Origin of the sequence: Actinoplanes subglobosus (assembly GCF_042650585.1) — a bacterium.
In the GTDB taxonomy this organism is placed as follows: domain Bacteria; phylum Actinomycetota; class Actinomycetes; order Mycobacteriales; family Micromonosporaceae; genus Actinoplanes; species Actinoplanes subglobosus.
The window spans coordinates 685,412-704,273 of the sequence record NZ_JBHSBL010000018.1 but is presented as its reverse complement, the minus strand read 5'-3'; the positions used below and the strand labels follow the sequence as shown (position 1 = coordinate 704,273).

The window sequence follows — 18,862 nt, the reverse complement described above, 5'->3', positions numbered from 1 at the left end:
ACTTCCCGAGTCGGCGGCACGATGGGAGGTGGCACGGTGAGGCTCTCCGACGACCACCTCCGGGCGGCACTGCGGGCCGAGGCGGAGGCGCACCGGCCCGACCGCGACGCCATCCTCGACCGGATCACCACGGCCGCCATGCAGGACAGCGGCCGTGGGCGCCGTCGTGCCGCGGTGGTGCGCCGTGGCCCCCGCGTGCGGATGGCCGCCGTGGTCGCCGCCGTCGTGACGGTCTTCGGCGGTGGCGGTGTCGGCACGTGGGCGCTGGCCGGTGCCGACGACAGCGACGACGCCGCCCCGGCGACGTCGATCGCCCCGGCGGTGACCGTGACCAGCCCGCCGCCCACCGACCCGGTGAGCATCGCCCCGTCGACGCCCGCCGCCACCACGACACCGCCGGCCACCCGCCCGGCGCCGAGCCGGACGACGTCGGCCGCGACCCCGTCGCCGTCGCTCACCAAGGGGCAGCCGGGCTTCACCCGGGTCAGCCAGGGCCCGCTCTGGTCCGACGGTTCGATCGACCCGGACAGCGGCGACACCGAGGGCGCGAGCATCGTGACGCTGAAGACCACCGAGGAGCTGACCGCCCTGGAGGTGGTGATCCGGGTGGCGCGTACCGACGGTCTGGTCTCCCGCGGCGGCACCAAGCAGGCGCCCGGCGGCAGTGTCAGCACCGTGGTCGCCGAGGAGGCGGGTGCGTTCGTCTACCGGTTCACGCTCTCCCCGGCCGACACCCTCGCTCCGGGCACCTACACGTTCACCGCGAAATACAGCCACCCGTCGGGCGGGCGCAACGCGGGTGGTGACACCTACCGGGCCGTCGCCGCGACGGCTTCGAACCCCCTCGAGGTGTACGGCAACTTCTTCCCCACCGGCTAGTCGGTCTCCTTGACGTCCTTCAGGGCGAGGGCGGCGATCACGTTCTGGTCGGCGTTCCACTTCTGCAGCGTGGAGCCGTTGCAGACGCCGACGTAGATCTTGCTGATCTTGTACGTGGTCGGCTGGTAGTAGTCGGGGCCGTCCTCGGACTTCGGGTCGTGCGGCTGCAGGCAGTACTTCCCGGTCCCGTCGACGATCTGGTAGCTGGTGGCGTACTTGTTGGTCTCGCCGTAGACGGTCCAGCGCTGGTTGGTGGCGCCGGTGCACGACTTGGCCTGCACGTACTGGCCCAGGGCGGTCGCCGCCGGGCTGGTCAGGCAGTAGACCGACCCGTTGTTGGTGGTGATCGTCCCGGTGGCGTGGTTGTCGGCGGTCCCGGCCTTCGTGGTGTCGAGGGCGGGCAGGCTGTACCGCTGGTTCCACTCGACGTTGGCCGGGTTCGGGTTCTGCTTGCAGGGCCAGGCGATCATGTGGACGAAGCTGACGTTCTTCTCGGTGACGTCGAGGCACCGGCCGAACTGGTTGTAGTTGACCAGCTGACCGACGGCCTGTCCGGCCGGGGAGGCGGCCATGCCGGCACCGACCGCGGCGTCCGGTGCCCAGCGGCGGGCGTTGACCGTGCTGGTGTTGCAGGCCGACGAGTTGACGATCAGGAGGAGCTTGCTGTCGGCCGCGCCGTCGGTGGCCCGGTAGAAACAGGAGCCGTCGGTGTTGGAGCCGGCCGTCAGCTCGGAGCCGACGAATTCGGCGGAGCCGTTGAAGCTCCACTGCTGCCGGTACAGCGAGGGCTTGGTGCCCTGACAGGGCTGGACGGTGACGATGTTGCCGGTGGTGTGGGTGGTACCGGCCTCCAGGCACATGCCGAGCGGCCGGGACGGCTTCTGCGAGGCGACCAGCACGATCTGCAGCGAGTCGGTGTACGCCCACGTCTGCGCGACCGCACCGGCGCTGCACAGCTGCATGGTGACCTCGGTGCCGGCGGCCGGGTCGCCGGATCCGGCGTCGATGCAGTAGTCCTTGACGCTGCTGCTGGTCCGGTACGCGTGGATGAGCCCGCCGTAGATGTTGGCGTTCGTGGTGTGCAGCACGTAGGTGCCGCTCAAAGTCCGGGTCATGGTGCGCCCACCGGTGACCGCCTTGCCGACCGACGTGAACCGGGCGTAGGCGGGGACGTACTGCGGGCCGCCGACCGTGGCGCAGGAGATGGCGTTGCTCCGCAGCCAGGCGGCGTCCTGCCCCTGCGGGTCGGTGCGGTAGTAGGCGGCCGTCACCGTGTACGACGAGGTGTTGCCGGCGCCGACGGTGCCGGTGAGGGCGCTGCACGGCAACTGGGAACGGTCGCCCTCCTCCGCGCCGGTGATCGCGTTGTTCTTGACCGCGCCACGCACCTGGGCGAGCCCGACGTCGAGGCCGGCCTGGGCGGCGTGCAGTGCCAGCACCCGGCGGGCGTTGAGGTTGGAGTCGCTGATCGCGTTGACCACCATGCCGGTGAGCATCGCGCTCAGGCTGACGCCGACGAGCGTGATCAGGACGGCGATGGGGAGCGACCCGTCGTCCCCGCGGCACGGCCACGTCCTCATGAGCTGACTCCCCTGGCTTCGGTGCAGGTCCCCGAGTTGTCGTCGGCGGTCGCGTTGAGCGCGGTGAAGGTGATGTCGGTGACCCGGCTGGACGCGGCGGGGCCGGTGCCGACGGTCGCCGTGAAGTGGACCCGCAGCCGCTGGTAGCGGAAGCCGTCGATGGCGTTGGAGTCGGCGGGAATGACCGTGAAGGGCAGGTCCGACATGATCGACGAGGCGAGCGTGGTCCAGGCGGTCGGTGCCGGCGAGCCGGTGTTCTTGGCCCACTGGCGACGCTGGAGTTCCTTCGTCGACGTACGCAGCCGCAGTTCCACGCACGTGTCGACGTCGTCGAGGTTGACCAGGTACTCCACGTAGTGATCACCGTCGAGCTGTCCCGCGTCGCTGATGCTCCGGGCGTACCTGATCTCCTGATCCAGGACCCGGAACGCCGTGGTGACCTGCGTCTGGGCCTCGATCTCGGTGTCGGTCGCGTTGTACGACCGGTAGATCTGCACGATGGCGGTGGTGGTCACGGCGGTGACCACCCCCATCAGCGTGGTCGCGACGATGAGCTCGGCGAGGGTGTAGCCGTCGTCGTCGCGCCGCCTCATCACGTCACCTTCCACGTGGCGTTCTTGCTGACCGTGGTGCCGGCCGCGTCCACCACCTTGATCACGACGGTCCAGCTGCCGGTCCTGGTGGGTGTACCGCTGACCACTCCGGTCGAGGCGTCCATGGCCAGTCCGGTGGGCAGGTTGGTGCCGGTGTAGGTGTAGGGCTGGATGCCGCCGGCCGCCGCGATCGTCACCGAGGCGGCGGTGTTGATCGTGAGGGTCTGCGCGGCGACGCTCATCGACAGCGCGGCGGCGGTGAAGGTGAAGGTCTTCACGCCCGCCTGCTGATGTCCGTCGGTGACGGTGATCGTCGACGTCCAGGAGCCGACCGCGGTCGGTGTGCCGGAGACGATGCCGGTGGCCGCGGCCATGGTGAGGCCCGGCGGCAGACCGGTCGCCGACCAGACGAGGGTCGGTGATCCGCCGGTCGCGGCGAACGTCTTCGTGAAGGCGACACCGCCCTTGATCGTCACGGCGCTGGTGTTGGCGGTGCTGATCACCGGCAGTGCCTTGATCTGCCAGCTCCAGGCGACGTAGTCCTGCTGGTCGTAGACATCGCTGACGACGACCCGGGTGGCGTAGGTGCCGGCCGTGGTGGGTGTGCCGCTGATCGTGCCGGTCGACGAGCTGATCGCCAGGCCGGGCGGCAGGTTGACGGCCGACCAGGTGAGGACGCCCTCGCCGCCGGTGGCCGTGAAGTCGAGGGTGAGCGGCAGCGTGACGTCGTCGTAGACGGTGCTGTCCATCTCGGTGGTGAGGTCCAGTTCGTCGGCACCGGCGTTGGTGTTGAAGACCGGCTCCTCGGTCTTGCTGCCGATCAGGGACGAGCTGACATAGGTGCAGACGTTGCCGGTGCAGAGCCGGCCGGGCCAGGTCACCGCGACGATGACCCGGTAGAACGGGATGACAGCGCTCTTTCCGGCGTTCGCCGCGACGGACGCGGCGACGCATTCGGAGGAGGCGGCCGACGGCCGTACGCAGGTGCCGATGTAGAAGTACTGCCGGTAGGTCAGACCGTTGAGGGTCCTCTCCAGCGGCGCGGTCGGCACCGCGGCGGTGGCGCCGGCGCCGTCGGCCGCGTCGTCGTCGTAGGCGAGGTCGGTGACCGCGCTGTCGAGCATGGCGTGGACGTCGCTGAGCGGGTTCGCCCATTGCGCCTGCACGCTCTTCTGGTCGCGGCCGGTGAGGACGGCCGCGACCTTCAGGGCGTGCACGCGTTCCATGGCGTCGTCAGCGAGCTGGATCGCGGTCTGCTTGTCGCCGTGCAGATGCGCGAGCCGGCTCGTCGTGATGAACAGTCCGGTGAGTGACGCCGTCACCACCATGACGACCATGATCGCCACCACGGTCTCCACCAGGGTGAAGCCCGTGTCCGAGGCGGTGCCGTCACTAGTTCTCATTGACGTTCGTGATCGGCGTCAGCTTGCTGATGTTCGCGGGCGCGTTCCACTTCTGGAGCTCGGCGCTGCTGCACTTCTCGACCTTGACCTTGCTCGTACCGTCGCTGTGGGTGTCCTTGACGGTGGCGTTGAGGTCGGTGGGCTGGAGGCAGAAGCCCTTGCTGTCCATGATCCGGTAGCTGGAGGCGTAGGTGTCGGTGGCGTGGAAGACGGTCCACATCAGGTTGTCGGCCAGAGTCGTGGACTTGGGGTCGCAGGCCACCGTCGTCACGTAGATGGTCGCGGACGCGCTCTGCGGCGACTTCAGGCAGAAGTAGTTGGTGCCGTTCGAGCTGACCGCGATCGGACCGGTCTTCTTGGTCTCGGGCGCGACCGGGATCGGGTGCGTCCAGATCTGGTTCCAGTCGACCGAGCCGCTCGGGCTCTGCTTGCAGAACCAGGCGATCATGTACGTCGAGCTGGTGCTCTTGCTGGTCACGTCGAGGCAACGGCTGAACTGGGCGTAGTTGACCAGCTGGTTGGTGGAGTCGCCGGCCATGCCCGCACCGACACCCGGGTCCGACCGCCAGATGACCAGCGACGTGTTGCCCGAGCAGGTGTTGAGGACGACCGCGGTGCCGATCGTGTTCGCGGCCTTCATGTTGACGCAGAAGCTCTCGATCGCCGACTTGGTGCTGGTCGAGTGGAACTGGCTGCTGCCGTCCAGGCTCCACTGGTACTCGGTGGAGCGGGTCACGTCCGGGCAGTTCTTGAAGACCAGGGCGACGTTGTTGGCGTGCGTGGTGCTGGCCGGCGTCAGGCACATGCCGAGGCTCTTGTTGGAGTCGGTCTCCGAGTTGATCAGCTTCAGGTACAGGTCGGCGGTGTAGCCGAACTGCTGGGTGCTGCTGCCGTTGCAGACCTTCACCACGAGGGCGGTGCCGGCCGCCGGCTTCGACGAGCCGGCGTCGAAGCACAGGCTGGCGGTCGTGGTCGCGGCGATCCGGATAGCGCCGCCCGGGATGTTGGTGTTGCTGGTGGAGAAGACGTAGGTGGCGGTCAGCGTGCGGGCGCCGCTCGTCGACGTGCCGCTGGAGGAGGTCACGGCCTGCGGCGACAGGCCGATGGACGTCACCTTGGCGGTGGACGGCACCTTGGTGAGCGGGCAACCCAGATAGGTGTTGTCCTGGTCGTAGTAGTCGATCTTGACTTTGTACTTGAGCTTCTCACCGGTGCCGCTGACCCCGGCGTCACCTTCGACCAGGCACGGGGGCATGTCCTCGAGCTGGCCCTCCATCTGGCCGTCGCCGTCCTTGTCGACGGAGGCCGCCCGGACCCGGGCCATCACCACGTCGAGCCCGACCTGCGCCCCGTTGAGGGCCGTGTTGCGGTCGACGATGCCCCGGGTGGTCTTGATCTGCTGGACGACGACCGGCAGCATCATCGCCGCCATGACGACGCCGACGGTCACGATCATCATCGCCATCGGCAGCGAGCCGCGATCGTCACGGGAGAAGCGGAGCGTGATCATGAGGTCGGCCTTCCCTTGCTGCAGTCGTTCGACACCGCACCGGCGGTGATCTGGCGATAGAGGTCGCGGTCGATGTTCTGCGCGGTAAACGCGCTGTCGAACGGCAGCGAGACCTTTCCGGTGTTGACCGAGAACTTCAGCCTGAACTGCAGGAACTGAGGTTCGAAAGCGGAGCCCACGCCGGCCGCACCGGCGGTGGCCGTGGCGTAGGGCTTGTCGCCCGGCGCGTAGATCTCGACCGGCCCCTTGGTGGTGTCCGCCGTCACGCCGGAGGCGATGATGAACGGCTTCTCCGGGGTGATCGCGGGGAGCTTCCAGGACGACAGGGTGAGGACCCCGTTCTCCAGCTTGAGCTGCCGGCACGGAGCGTTGGTGCTGCCGTCCGTGATCGGCAGCTGGTACTCCAGGTACCAGCGGCCGTTCACCTTGGTCGGCAGGTTCACCCGCGTCGCGTACCGCATCTCCCGGTCCAGCCGCCGGAAGCTGACGTCGATGGCGTCACGGACCGCCACCGTCTCCTCGGTGCGGTTGATGCTGGAGTAGATCTGCAGGACAGCGGTCACCGACACCGCCATCACCACCGACATCAGGCTGGCCGCCACCAGGACTTCCACGAGGGAGTAGCCCTCATCGTCACGCCGCCGCACGCGCCTCCCCCTTCCGAAAAGTTTCATGCGATGGTCCAGACGAACGTGGTGATCGCGGTCTGCGCCGGCGTCACACTGACCGCCGTCAGGGTGACCAGGTAGGTGCCCGCGGTCGTCGGCGTACCGGTGATGGTGTCCTTGCCGCTGTTGTACTTCAGGCCGGGTGGCAGCCCGACCACGGTGATCGTGGTGCCCTTGTTGCCGAGGGTCGTGGCGTTGGTGGTGATCGGGACCGACACCGACTGGTTCACCGAGGACGTCATCTCCGAGGTGGGTGAGGAGAAGGCCAGCGCCGTAGTGGTGGAGATGACCAGCTCGAACCGGTCACTCTTCGTCAGGCCCAGGCCGTCGGTCACACTCACCGTCGGCAGGTAGCGCCCGGGGATGAGCGCGGTGCCGGTGATCTTGCCGGTGCTCGTGTTGATCGTGACGCCGGTCGGCAGGTTGGTGGCCCCGTAGGTGTAGGTGCCGTAGCCACCCGAGGCGGACACCGTGGCGTTGACCGCGGTTCCGGCGTTCACCTTCTGGTCGGCCGGCTTCACCAGCTGCAGGTCGGGGTAGACGGTGTGGGTGTAGGTGGTCTCGGCGTAGGCACCGTTGACGTCGGTCACCCGTACCGTCGCCGTGTATGTCGCCGGAGCCTTGCCGGTGATCGCACCGGTCGTCCCGTCGATGGCCATCCCGGTGGGCAGCCCCGTCGCGGTGAAGGTGTACTTCGGGGTACCGGTGGTGTCACCGCCGGCCGCCGTCGGCTGGATGGTGACGGCCTCGTTGACGTGGCTGCGCGGTGCCGACGCGAAGGTCAGGGTCGGCGGATCGACCACCCGGTAGGTGATGCCGCTGAGGGTGTCCGAGCGGCTGGAGGCGTCGGTGACGACGGCGGTGCCGCCGGAGTAGGTGCCGACCTTGGTGGCCTTGCCGCTGAGCAGGCCGTCCTTGGAGCCGGTGATGCCGGGCGGCAGGCCGGTGAACGTCCAGGTGTTCGGCAGCGTGCCGCCGGTGGCCTTGAACTGGAACGGGTTCGCCATGGTGACGCCGTTGTAGAAGACCGGAACCGGGTTGAGGGTGAGGTCCCGGACGACCGGCGACGGGCGCTTGACGTCGAAGATCGGCTCGGCGGTGCGCGAGACGAGGGTCGAGGCGATGTACGCACACCGCCCACCGGTGTCCGAGCAGCTCTTGTGCGGCCACGTCTCCATGACGACGACCCGGAAGTACTGCAGGATCGTGGTCGTGTCGGCGGGCCGCTTGGCGACCGACGCCGGGTCGACGCACGCGTCGGTGGTCATGTAGTACACCTCGCAGCCGCCCACGAAGATCGTCTGCTCGAAGGTGATCCCGCCGACGGTCACCGTCTTGGACTTGGTCGGGATGGCCGCGTCGTCACCGGCGGTGGTGGCGGCGTCGGCGGACCACTCCATCTGCATGCTCTTCAGGTACGGCTTGAGCCGCTCCCGGAAGGGGCTGGTGTCGGTGCCGTACTTCCACTGCGCCGCCACGTTGTCCTTGCCGCGGCCCACGAGCAGCGCCTTGGCCTCCAGGGCCCGGATCTGCTCCAGCGCGGTGGCGGCCACCTGGGACGCCTGTCGCTCGTCGCGTTGCTGTGAGACGGCGGTCGTGCCGTCCACGAAGAACACGCCCAGGCCCGCCATGGCGACACTCAAGACCGCCAAGGCGACGATGAGCTCGACGATGGTGAAGCCCTCGTCTTCGCGTCGCATCTCACTCCCAGCTGTGCTCTTCCAGAGAATTGGCACAGCCTCCATCGGCATGCGGCCGAGGGAGTGAAGGGAACTCAGCCCGTTCGTTCGCCGATGTAGTGGCAGAGCTGTTCGAGCGCCTTGCGGGCCGGACCTGCGGGCAGCGTGCCGGCGCTGCGCCGGGCCGCCTCCGCGTAACCGTGCACGGTCTCCCGTGCCTGCTTCAGCGCCGCCGACTCGCGCAGCAGGCCGAGCGCCTCAGCGTGCTCCTCATCGTCGGTCAGGGGGCCTTTCGACAGGAGTTCCCGCAGACGGGGGCTGCCGGACGAAGGGTCGGACAACACGTAGAGCACCGGCAGGGTGGGCACACCCTCCCGCAGATCGGTGCCGGGCGTCTTGCCGGACTGCGCGGTCTCCGAGGCGATGTCGAGCAGGTCGTCGGAGAGCTGGAAGGCGATACCGATCGCGGTTCCGTACTCGGCGAGCGTCGACACGTGGTGCTCGGGCAGCCCGGAGAAGAGGCCGCCGAACCGGGCCGAGGTGGCGATCAGCGAGGCCGTCTTGTCCTCGACGACCTGCAGGTGGTGACGGATCGGGTCGCCGCCGCGCGGGCCGACGGTCTCCGCCAGCTGCCCGCGGACCAGCTGGGACAGGGTGCTCGCCTGGAGCCGGACCGCCTCCGGGCCGAGGGCCGCGGCCATGCCCGCGGCCCGGGCCAGCAGGAAGTCACCCACGTAGACCGCGATCCGGTTGCTCCACCGCGAGTTGGCACTGGCCGCGCCCCGCCGCAGCGGCGCCTCGTCCATCACGTCGTCGTGGTAGAGCGTGCCCAGGTGGGTCAGCTCCATCATCACGGCGGCGGTCAGCAGCTCGGGCCGGGACGGGTCGCCGAGCTGCGCGCAGAGCGAGACGGTCAGCGGGCGGAACCGTTTGCCGCCGGCCCGCACCAGGTGCGCGGCGGCCTCGTCGATCAGCGGGTCGGGACTGGTCACCGCAGCCAGCAGCGCGCCCTCGACGCCGGCCAGGAACTCCGCGACCCGGTCACGGACGTCCGGATCGACGAGGTCGTTGAGTCCAGGTATCGAGGCCGCCATGATCAAGAGGCTAGATCACCGGTCTGGGAGAACCCTGACGAGCCCGGCGGTGCAGAATCGGAACCATGACCCTCACCGACCCGCTCGATCTGCTCGACATCGACAGCCTGCTCAGCGACGAGGAACGGCAGATCCGCGAGACGGTGGCGCGGTTCGTGTCGGAGCACGTCCGCCCGCACGTGGCGGACTGGTTCGAGGCCGGCACGTTCCCCCGCGAGCTCGCCCCCGAGCTGGGGAAACTCGGTGTTCTCGGCATGCATCTGGACGGCTACGGGTGCGCCGGGACGAGCGCGGTCGCCTACGGCCTGGCCTGCCTGGAGCTGGAGGCCGGCGACTCGGGGCTGCGCAGCTTCGTGTCGGTGCAGGGTTCGCTCGCGATGTTCTCGATCTGGCGGTACGGGTCGGAGGAGCAGAAGCAGGAGTGGCTGCCCCGGATGGCCGCCGGTGAGGCGATCGGGTGTTTCGGCCTCACCGAGCCCGATTTCGGCAGCGACCCGGCGAACATGCGCACCCGGGCGGTTCGCGACGGGGACGACTGGATCCTCAACGGCTCCAAGATGTGGATCACCAACGGCAGCATCGCCGACGTGGCGACCGTCTGGGCCCGTACCGAAGAGGGGTTCCGGGGTTTTCTGGTCCCCAAGGGCACGCCCGGCTTCACCTCCCGGACGATCAAGAAGAAGCTGTCGCTGCGTGCCTCGATCACCGGCGAGCTCAGCTTCGACGACGTGCGGCTGCCCGACTCGGCGCGGCTGCCCGGGGCGCAGGGTCTCGGTGCACCGCTGAGCTGCCTGGGTGAGGCCCGCTTCGGCATCGTCTTCGGGGCGGCCGGGGCGGCGCTGGACTGTGTGCGGACCGCCGTCGACTACGCGAGGACGCGGGTGCAGTTCGGCAAGCCGATCGCCGCCTTCCAGCTCACCCAGGGCAAACTGGCCGACATGGCAGTCGATCTCAACACGTCGGCGCTGCTCGCCCTGCACCTGGGCCGCCTCAAGGACGCCGGCACGATCAAGCCGCACCAGATCAGCGTCGGCAAGCTCAACAACGTCCGGACGGCGCTGGCGATCGCCCGGGAGTGCCGGACCATCCTCGGCGGCAGCGGCATCACCCTGGAGTACTCACCGCTGCGGCACGCCAACAACCTCGAGTCGGTCCTCACCTACGAGGGCACGTCGGAGATCCACACGCTGGTGATCGGCCAGGCGCTCACCGGGCACGCCGCTTTCAAGTAGTCACTGATAACCCCGGATCTGGCAGAACGCCCTGGTCAGGTCACCGCCGCGGGCGTCCCACAGCTCACCGCCGGTGGCCTCGGCGACCTGGCGCATCTGCGACTCGGCGGCCTCACCGAAGAGGACCGGGAAGACCGGCACCGGCTCGGCGTTCGCCGGTCGCCGCTTCACCACGGTGAGCAGGTCAGCGAGGGCACGGCCGCGGTTGCTCTCGCCGTCGGTCATCAGCACGATGCTCGTGAACCGGTTGGTGTCAGCGGCCCCGTCCAGCTCCCGGTAGGCGGCGGCCAGCGAGTCGTACACCGCGGTGTCACCCCCGGCGGACAGCCGGCCGACAGCGGCCCGCATCCGTTCCCGGGACGGCCGCGGGTCGGTGGCGTCCACGGTGAAGCGCTGTGCGGCCGCCGGTTTCGAGCTGAACGGCAGCAGCACCACCTCCTCGCGGCTGCGGAACCGGCAGGACTCCCCGGTCAGTGACGTGTTCAGGCCGGTCAGCCCGGCGAGCGCGGTCTTCAGCTGGCGGATCCGGTCGCCCTTCATCGAGCCGGAGACGTCCAGCACGTAGACCGTCCGCGACGGCCGCCGCAGCCGGTCCTGGTAGGCGGTGAGCAACGCGTCGATCGCCTCCCGGGTGTCCGGGAAGGACAGTTCCGCCGGGGCGGCCGGCAGCTCGGCGGGCAGCGTGACGCCGGTGACGGCGGGCCGCCGCCACGTCTCCCGCACGATCCGGTCCTGGACGGCGGCGCCACGCAGGTAGGCGGCGAGCCGCTCGTGCGCGTCCCGGGCACCGGTCGAGGCGCCGGTCATCAGGGTCAGCGGATAGTCGGCGCTGACCACGCCGTCCCCGGGCCGGATCACGGTGAGCTGCTCGGGCAGCCGCCCGGACGCGTTCAGCCCCAGCAGCGAGGCCTCGTAGGTGATCAGCCCGTCCACCGCGGGACCGGGATCGGTGCCGGTCATCCGGCCGGTGAAGGCGTCGGTGAGCCAGCCGGACGACCCGGCGGTGATCCGCTGGCCACTGAAGAAGGCGGTGAGCGGGGCGGCCACCCGGTCGATGGCGGCCGCGTCGAGGGCACGGCCGCTGCCGTCGAGCGCCGAGGCGACCGCGACCAGCGCCGAGAATCCGGTGTTGGACGCGGCCGGGTCGGTCATCGCGAACGTCAGCTCGCCCCGGCCCGCCACGGCCGCGATGTCCGTCCAGGTGACGGCGCCCCCGGTCCAGCCGAGCCGCTGGGCGGTGGCCGGCCGGACACCGAGGACCACCGGCGAGCCCATGATCCGGGCGGCGTTGCCGAGCCGCTGTTTCGCCTCGGGCAGCGTCTCCAGGTACCGGTTGGAGGAGAACCACAGGGCGTCGTACCTCCCGTCGGCTCGTCCGGTGGCGACCGTCTCGGCACCCTCCAGACTGCCGATCAGATCCATCGTCACCGAGACGCCGGTCGCCTTCGCCGCCTCGTCGAGGACCGGCTGCATGTCGGCGAGCTCGCTACCGGCGAGGACCCGCAGCGTCACCGGCGGACCGGAGCGGACCGGAAGCGGCGGCGGAGCCTTCTCCACCGTGCAGCCGGCCAGGACCGTCACCGCGATCAGGGCCGCCAGGACACGTCTCACCTCGGGCACTGTGCGGCCTTCCGCTGCTCGGCCAGCCGGTCGAGCATCATCTCGAGCACCTGGTAGTCGGGCGGTTCGACGACCACCGGCGGATTGGGCCGGTCGGCCAGGGTGCGGCCCTGCGGGCGGAAGCCGTACTCGGCGGCGATGTCCTTGAGGGTCTCGTCGTCGCGGAGCAGCTTGCCGACGGCGCTGCCGGCCGGGGTGAGCGGCACGACGGTGTGCCAGGCGTAGACGGTCGGGTTGGGGAAGAGCAGCACGTGGTCACCGCCGCCGGGCACCTTCTGGGCGGAGACGGTGTCCAGGAACTGCGACTCGTAGACCAGCGCCATCGGGATCCGCTCGGCGCCGCCGGTCAGGTACTCCTCGAAGAGCACGCCGCTGGTGTTCGGTTTGGTGCCCTGGTCGAGGACGAGCCGGCAGAGGCCGGGCATCAGCTTCGGCAGCGTGTCCGCCCCGCTGACCGGCCGGTCGTCGTTGAGCACGGCCGACGCGATGGAGAGGAACATGATGGCCGAGTTGGAGTCGGCCGGGTCGGTGGTCCGCAGCATCACCACGTTGCCGTTGGGCGAGCTCTGGTTGATCTTCTTCCAGGTGGTGCCCTGCCCGGACATCTCGACGAGCCGCCGGATCGAGACGACGTCGCGGTCCTTCACCGTCTCCACCACCCCGGCCCGGCGCAGCACGTCGACCGTCGGCTGCCAGGTGGCCACGCCCATCACCGAGGAGAACGGCTTGTACGACTCGGCGATCCCCCGCGTCTGCATGATCTTCTCGGCGGTCGGGGTGCTGGACGGGAACGCGAAGTCGTATCCGGACCCGACCCGGTTCACCATGTCCCGGGAGCCGTCGCCGTCGATGCGCAGCATGAACCCGGCGCACCGGAACACGTCGACGACCCGCGGGTCCTTGAGGAACGTCTCCTTCTCCGAGCCGACGATGCCGGTCACCTCGGCCGGATTCGTGGAACACGTCCCGGCCGCGGTCTCGCCCGGGCGGGTCACCCGCCAGACCACGGCGAGGATGAGCAGCACCGCCACGACGACGGCGAGCAGGCGGAGTCTCATCGGGTCACTCCCCGGTCGATCATGCGGGTGGTGTCGTCCTTCGCGGTGGCGCCGGGGCGGACGCCCCAGCCGAGGAAGGCGCCGGCCGCGGTGAGTGCGGGCAGGGCCCACAGCGCGGACGTGGTGTCGAGCAGGCCGGCCGAGGCCAGCGCCACCCCGGCCGCCGCGCCGAGCACGCCGCCGCCGGCCGGCCAGGACACGTCACGGCGGGACAGCCGGGACGGTTCGGCGCTCGCCGGGTTCAGCGCGGCCCAGGCCTCCTCCCCGAAGTCGGCGGCACTCGCGTACCGCTGATCGGGCTCTTTGGCCAGGCCCTTCCCGACCACCCGGCGCAGCTCGGCCGGGATCGTCGGCGGCAGGCCACGGGGCGGGTCGAAGAGGTGCGCCCGCAGCGGGAACGGCATGCCGGTCTCGCCGAACGGCAGCTTCCCGGTCAGCGCCTGGTAGAGCACGACGGCCAGCGAGTAGATGTCGGCGCGATGGTCCGACTGGGTGCCGAGCAGGCGTTCCGGGGCGATGTAGGACGGCGTGCCCACGATCTGCCCACCCCGGGTGATCTCCGGGTCGGCCGTGTCGATCCGGTGGGCGATACCCCAGTCGAAGAGGTACGCGTGATCGTGCCCCTGCCGGTGCCCGCGCTCCAGCATGATGTTGGACGGTTTCACGTCACGGTGCCGCAGGCCCTTGGCGTGTGCGGCGGCCAGCGCGGACGCGACCTGCTGGACGATGTCGACGGCCCGGGCCGGGTTCAGCGGGGCGATCCGGATCTCCTCGGCCAGGGTGATGCCACGGATCAGGCGCATCGCGATGTACGGCTGGGGCGTCGCGGCGAAGTCGTAGACGGCGACCACGTAGGGGTTCTCGATCTCGGCGGCGAGGCGCATCTCCCGCAGGAAGCGTTCCCGCAGCTCCGGGTCGAGCAGCGCGGCGGAGGTGAGCAGCTTGAGAGCCACGGTGCGGCCGGTATGGGCGTCGAGCGCCTCCCACACCTCACCCATCCCGCCCTTTCCCAGGAGCGTGATCTTCTGATAGCGGCCGGTCTCCTCGGGCATTTCCACTCCGGACGGCTCTGACGTGCTCGGGACCGGATAGTACGACCGTCTGACCTGCCAGAAACCGCCGCAAATGCCCGCCAAAGCTCCGACCCGACCGAGCTGTTCATCACACGTTCATTCCCGGGTCGCGCCGCCCCGAGAGACCCGTACGAGTGAAGTATGTTTATGATCTTGCCGCGTGATCCACAGAAAACTGTCCATAGTGGCAGCAATAGGATTGATCGCGGTCGCCGTTCCCGGCGCCTCCCCCGCGCACGCTGACGAGACCGCCCCCGAACCCCCCGTCGTGGAGCTGGTCCTCGACGTCAGCGGCTCGATGAAGGCCGACGACATCGACGGCGAGACCCGGATGACGGTCGCCAAGCGCGCCTTCAACGAGGTCGTCGACGCCCTGCCGGAGACCACCCAGCTCGGCATCCGGGTACTCGGCGCGACCTACGGCGGCGACAACAAGAAGCTCGGGTGCAAGGACACCCAGCAGATCGTGGCGGTCGGGCCGGTCAACCGGGTCGCCGCCAAGAACGCCATCGCCACCCTCAAGCCGACCGGATTCACCCCGATCGGGCTGTCCCTGCGCGAGGCCGCGAAGGACCTGGACGGCGCCGGAGCGGCCCGCCGGATCGTCCTGATCACCGACGGCGAGGACACCTGCACCCCGCCCGACCCGTGCGACGTGGCCCGGGAACTGGCCGCCCAGGGCACCGACCTGGTCGTCGACACGCTCGGCCTGGCACCCGACGAGAAGACCCGCAAGCAGCTGGTCTGCATCTCCCAGGCGACCGGCGGCACCTATGCCGCGGCGCAGAGCGAGGAGGAGCTGACCGACCGGATCAAGCAGCTCGTCGACCGGGCCGCCCAGCCACCGCCGGTCACCCCGGCCGTGGTCGAGGGCGCGCGGGACTGCGAGACCGCGCCCCTGCTGGCCGCCGGCGTCTACACCGATCGGGAACTGATCGGCGAGCACCGGTTCTACCGGGTGTCGGTCCGTGACGGCGACGAACTGCGGGCCTCGGTCAGCATCGCCCTGGACCGGCCGCTGAACCGGGACTACGGCGTGCTGGTCAAGGCGGCCACCGTGGACGGCCGGGAACTGGTCCGCGGCGTGGACGCGGGCAGCGGCCGCGCCGACGTGATCTCGGCCGGTCTGCGCTGGTCCGGTGACGAGGAACCGGCGCTCTCGGCGACCTCGGACATCTGCCTGATCGTGAGCAACTCGTTCGCCTCGGCCACCGCGGCCGGCGCTCCTGGCATGCCCGTCGAACTCACCATCGGCCTGGTCGCCGCCTCCCAGGCTCCGGACGCTCCGGGGCTCGGCAGCGGATTCCTGCTGCTCTTCGTGCTCGTCATCGCCGGTCTGATCGCCGGGGTGCTGGCCGGTTGGCTGACCCGCTGGTGGGTCGCCAAGTGGAAGGAGAACTGATCATGCAGCAGCTCGTACTCGCAGCGGCTCTTCTTCTCGCTGATCCGTCCGCCGGCCCGGCTCCGCTGGTCAGCACCGCCGGCACGTCCTACCTGACCGCGGTGCCGATCTCCGCGGAACAGCCGGTCAAGGTCTCCGCCGTGACCGGTGACTACCTGTACTGGCAGTTCCCGGCCACCGCCGGGCAGCGGCCGGAACTCGCCATCGACGTGAAGCTGCCCGCCGAGGGCCGCACCGGGTCGCACGCGTGGACCGTCGAGGTCTTCGACGGTCTGCGCCGCCGGCAGGCCTGCGTCGGCGGCGAGCAGAGCCCGGTCGCCGAGACGTCGGCCACGTCGGTGACGCTCGGCTGCCGGCTGCGGCAGGTCCGCTCGTGGGCCGAGCCGTGGGACGGCGATCCGCTGCCCGGCACGTACTACGTGCGGCTGTCCAGCACCGAGCTGCCGGAGAAGGACCTGGGACTGCCGGTCGAGGTGAACCTGAAGCTCACCGCGCCGACCGGTGACACCGGGGCTGACCAGGGTTCGCTGGCCGCCCCGCTGGTCCCGGACAACCGCCCCGGCGAGGTCCTCACGACGCCGCCGCCCGCCGTTGCGGACGAGGACACGGAATCGTTCTCCTTCGGCTGGATTCCGGACTTCTCGTCCCGCTGGATCTGGACGGCGAGCGGCGGCGGGCTGGCCGCCCTCGCCGGCCTGGTCGGCTTCTCCTGGACCCGTCGCCGGCGCGTGTAGAGGAATCGGGGGCCGTCTGATGGACGGCCCCCGATCCCGCTCAGAGCTTGTCGAGCTGGGTCACCACCATCGCGATCGCGAAGAAACCGTAGAAGGCGATCGCCAGCAGCAGGCCACCGAGGCGCCAGCCGCGGATCCGGATCGGCGCCGGCAGGTCCTTCGTGTTCAGCCGGACCAACAGGATCGAGTAGAGCAGTGTCACCACCGAGGCCGCGCAGGTGGAGACGATCAGCAGGCCGAGCGGCTGGGTGAAACCGGCCAGCAGGATCGCCGAACCGAGGACGATCTCGGTCCACACCACGATCAGGTAGAGCCGCGGCTCGGTCCACTTCGCCGAGTCGGCGAGGTAGTTGCGGCGCAGGAAGTCCGACGCCAGCCGGCCGATGATGTCGAGCAGGCCCATCGCCGCCGCCCACAGCGAGACCACCGCGACCGCCAGGAAGAGCAGCTTCAGCCAGGTGCCGACCTCGGCCTCGAAGATGTCACCCTGGATCCGCAGGAACGACGGGTCCGACTTCAGGTCGCCCCGGCCGAACAGCGTCTCGTACGCGAGCAGGCTCATCACGCCGATCGTCACGAAACACACCGCCACGAACGTGACCAGGTGCTCGACGTTGGCCCGCTTCCACCACAGGTTCCAGCGGCCCATCGACGTCTCGTCCAGGGGGAACTGGTAGCGGTCGCCGCCGCCGGCCGCCTCCTCCTGGCCGGTGATCGGGGAGACCAGCCGGGGCACGTGCGCGCCCATGCCGTACCGCTTGTCCCGGATCCAGTTGCTCAGCACCAGGTTGTGCACACCACCGGCCCCGGCCGCGCCGATCGCGCTGAGCAGCATGGTGAACGTGATGCCGTCCGGGATCTGCCCGAACTCGGTGACCGTGGCCTTGGCGCCGTCACCCCAGGTGCTCAGCGAGATGACGAAGACGACCACGACGGCCAGGAAGAACAGCGTGAGGACGACCTTGACGGTCTCCACCCGTTCGACGGTCCTGTAGACCACCTTGGACAGCGACAGCAGCAGGCCGATGACCACCAGCGTGGCCACCGTGATCCACACCGGGTCGCCGCCGCCGATCAGGTACGTGAAGACGGTCGAGCCGCTGGTCGCCCAGCCGGGCCACACGTACTGGAAGGCGCCGGCCAGGCAGATGATGATGCCCCAGCCCTTCCACCAGCGGGAGAACCCGGCCACCACGGTCTGACCGGTGGCCAGCGTGTAGCGCTCGATCTCCATGTTGATGACGAACTGCACGGCCAGCGTGGTGAAGGCCAGCCAGAGCAGGCCGAGGCCGCCGATGGCGGTCAGATACGGCCAGAGGATGATCTCGCCGGCTGCCATGCCGATGCCGACGGCGACGACGCCGGGCCCGACCATCCGGCGCAGTGAGGGGGGTTCGGGAAGTTCACGAGTGGTGGTCTCGGTCAACATTGCCGCGCTCCAGAAGATGGGAGAGGTGAAGCAACATCCGCGCGATATCGGGGGTACGCCCGGTGAACAGCTCGAACGCGGCGGCGGCCTGATAGGCGCACATCGCCGCGCCGCCGACCGCCCGCAGCCCGGCGGCACGGGCCGCGCGCAGCAGCTCCGTCTCCACCGGCATGTAAACGATGTCGGCGACCCACAGGCCACGGTGGAGTGACTCCGCGGGAAGCGGGATCCCGGGGTGGTGGTGCATGCCGATCGGACTGGTGTTGACCAGGCCGTCGGCACCGGCGAGCAGCTCCGGGCCGGCCTCGCGGACATGGGTCGCGCCGAGCCGGTCGGCCAGCTCCCCACCCCGGTCGGCATCCGGATCGACGATGGTGAGGCGTTCGACACCGAGACCGCGCAGCGCGTGGCCGCAGGCGGCGCCGGCTCCCCCCGCGCCCAGTTGCACGACGTGGCCGGTGGCCGCGCCGGAAAGCTGTGAGCGGAAGGACTCGGCGAAGCCGTACGCGTCGGTGTTGTGCCCCTGCCGCCGTCCGCCCGTGAAGACCACGGTGTTGACCGCGCCGATGGCACGGGCGTTCGGCGACAGGTCGTCGAGGTGTTCGATCACCTGCTGCTTGAAGGGGTGGGTGATGTTGAGCCCGGCGAAGCCCGCGCGTTCGGCCTCGTCGAGGTGCCGTTCGAGGTCCGATGGGGAATCGGCGTCGAACAGCGTGTAACTGAGCCCGAGGTGGTGGTGGCTCCCCTCGGCCTCGTGCAACGCGGGTGACAGCGACGCGCCGATCCCGGTCCCGATCAACCCGCATCGGCAAGCCGCCATCGTGATCTCCATTTCTAATGTACGAACTGGTACGTTAGTTATCGGGTGTGACGGCGGACACTGTCAAGGCCCACGGCAGACTTGGTCC

General features: G+C 69.7%; 16 protein-coding genes. 4 read left to right on the top strand and 12 right to left on the bottom strand.

Annotated features, from left to right (window positions below; genetic code table 11):
- Positions 1-36: 36 nt before the first annotated feature.
- Entirely contained in the window at positions 37-879 is an 843-nt protein-coding gene (locus ACFO0C_RS25150; RefSeq protein ID WP_378069095.1) for a hypothetical protein, read from the top strand.
- Here the strand turns inward: ACFO0C_RS25150 and ACFO0C_RS25145 are convergent.
- From ACFO0C_RS25145 to ACFO0C_RS25115, 7 genes are all read right to left on the bottom strand, one after another.
- A complete protein-coding gene (locus ACFO0C_RS25145; RefSeq protein ID WP_378069094.1) occupies positions 876-2,459 on the bottom strand; it encodes an RICIN domain-containing protein in 1,584 nt (527 codons plus the stop codon). The two genes, ACFO0C_RS25150 and ACFO0C_RS25145, sit on opposite strands and share 4 nt — an antisense overlap.
- Complete coding sequence (locus ACFO0C_RS25140) at positions 2,456-3,052, bottom strand: type II secretion system protein (protein WP_378069093.1); 597 nt, start codon at positions 3,050-3,052, stop codon at positions 2,456-2,458. The genes ACFO0C_RS25145 and ACFO0C_RS25140 overlap by 4 nt, the downstream gene beginning before the upstream one ends.
- A complete protein-coding gene (locus ACFO0C_RS25135) occupies positions 3,052-4,455 on the bottom strand; it encodes an Ig domain-containing protein (RefSeq protein WP_378069092.1) in 1,404 nt (467 codons plus the stop codon). Before ACFO0C_RS25135 ends, ACFO0C_RS25140 begins: the two co-directional genes overlap by 1 nt.
- Positions 4,445-5,965, bottom strand: a complete 1,521-nt coding sequence (locus tag ACFO0C_RS25130; protein ID WP_378069091.1) for an RICIN domain-containing protein — start codon at positions 5,963-5,965, stop codon at positions 4,445-4,447. The genes ACFO0C_RS25135 and ACFO0C_RS25130 overlap by 11 nt, the downstream gene beginning before the upstream one ends.
- Positions 5,962-6,612, bottom strand: a complete 651-nt coding sequence (locus ACFO0C_RS25125; RefSeq protein WP_378069090.1) for a PulJ/GspJ family protein — start codon at positions 6,610-6,612, stop codon at positions 5,962-5,964. The genes ACFO0C_RS25130 and ACFO0C_RS25125 overlap by 4 nt, the downstream gene beginning before the upstream one ends.
- Positions 6,613-6,635: 23 nt before the next feature.
- Positions 6,636-8,333 (bottom strand): putative Ig domain-containing protein, encoded by a 1,698-nt coding sequence (locus tag ACFO0C_RS25120; protein ID WP_378069089.1) that lies wholly within the window; start codon positions 8,331-8,333, stop codon positions 6,636-6,638.
- A 74-nt stretch (positions 8,334-8,407) separates the two neighbouring features.
- Positions 8,408-9,406, bottom strand: coding sequence for a polyprenyl synthetase family protein (locus tag ACFO0C_RS25115; RefSeq protein ID WP_378069088.1), 999 nt, complete (start codon positions 9,404-9,406; stop codon positions 8,408-8,410).
- Positions 9,407-9,471: 65 nt separating this feature from the next.
- Here ACFO0C_RS25115 and ACFO0C_RS25110 point away from each other — a divergent pair, with 65 nt between their 5' ends.
- A complete protein-coding gene (locus tag ACFO0C_RS25110) occupies positions 9,472-10,638 on the top strand; it encodes an acyl-CoA dehydrogenase family protein (RefSeq protein WP_378069087.1) in 1,167 nt (388 codons plus the stop codon).
- Here the strand turns inward: ACFO0C_RS25110 and ACFO0C_RS25105 are convergent, their stop codons facing one another.
- Genes ACFO0C_RS25105 through ACFO0C_RS25095 form a run of 3 tightly spaced genes read right to left on the bottom strand, consistent with a single transcriptional unit; the run spans position 10,639 to position 14,368 of the window.
- Positions 10,639-12,249: a substrate-binding domain-containing protein gene (locus tag ACFO0C_RS25105; protein WP_378069086.1), complete on the bottom strand. Its 1,611-nt coding sequence runs from the start codon at positions 12,247-12,249 to the stop codon at positions 10,639-10,641.
- Positions 12,246-13,316 (bottom strand): hypothetical protein, encoded by a 1,071-nt coding sequence (locus tag ACFO0C_RS25100; RefSeq protein WP_378069085.1) that lies wholly within the window; start codon positions 13,314-13,316, stop codon positions 12,246-12,248. The genes ACFO0C_RS25105 and ACFO0C_RS25100 overlap by 4 nt, the downstream gene beginning before the upstream one ends.
- Complete coding sequence (locus ACFO0C_RS25095) at positions 13,313-14,368, bottom strand: serine/threonine-protein kinase (protein WP_378069084.1); 1,056 nt, start codon at positions 14,366-14,368, stop codon at positions 13,313-13,315. Before ACFO0C_RS25095 ends, ACFO0C_RS25100 begins: the two co-directional genes overlap by 4 nt.
- A 181-nt stretch (positions 14,369-14,549) precedes the next feature.
- On the opposite strand from ACFO0C_RS25095, the gene ACFO0C_RS25090 reads away from it, so the two are divergent.
- Entirely contained in the window at positions 14,550-15,791 is a 1,242-nt protein-coding gene (locus ACFO0C_RS25090; protein WP_378069083.1) for a VWA domain-containing protein, read from the top strand.
- Positions 15,792-15,793: 2 nt separating this feature from the next.
- Complete coding sequence (locus ACFO0C_RS25085) at positions 15,794-16,525, top strand: peptidase (RefSeq protein ID WP_378069082.1); 732 nt, start codon at positions 15,794-15,796, stop codon at positions 16,523-16,525.
- Between the two features lie 40 nt (positions 16,526-16,565).
- Here ACFO0C_RS25085 and ACFO0C_RS25080 read toward each other — a convergent pair whose 3' ends face one another.
- Positions 16,566-17,954 carry an Nramp family divalent metal transporter gene (locus ACFO0C_RS25080; protein WP_378069081.1) on the bottom strand — a complete coding sequence of 463 codons (1,389 nt, stop codon included), beginning with the start codon at positions 17,952-17,954 and terminating at the stop codon, positions 16,566-16,568.
- On the bottom strand, positions 17,929-18,774 hold the full coding sequence (locus ACFO0C_RS25075) for a shikimate dehydrogenase (RefSeq protein WP_378069080.1): 846 nt from the start codon (positions 18,772-18,774) through the stop codon (positions 17,929-17,931). The genes ACFO0C_RS25080 and ACFO0C_RS25075 overlap by 26 nt, the downstream gene beginning before the upstream one ends.
- Between the last annotated feature and the right edge of the window lie 88 nt (positions 18,775-18,862).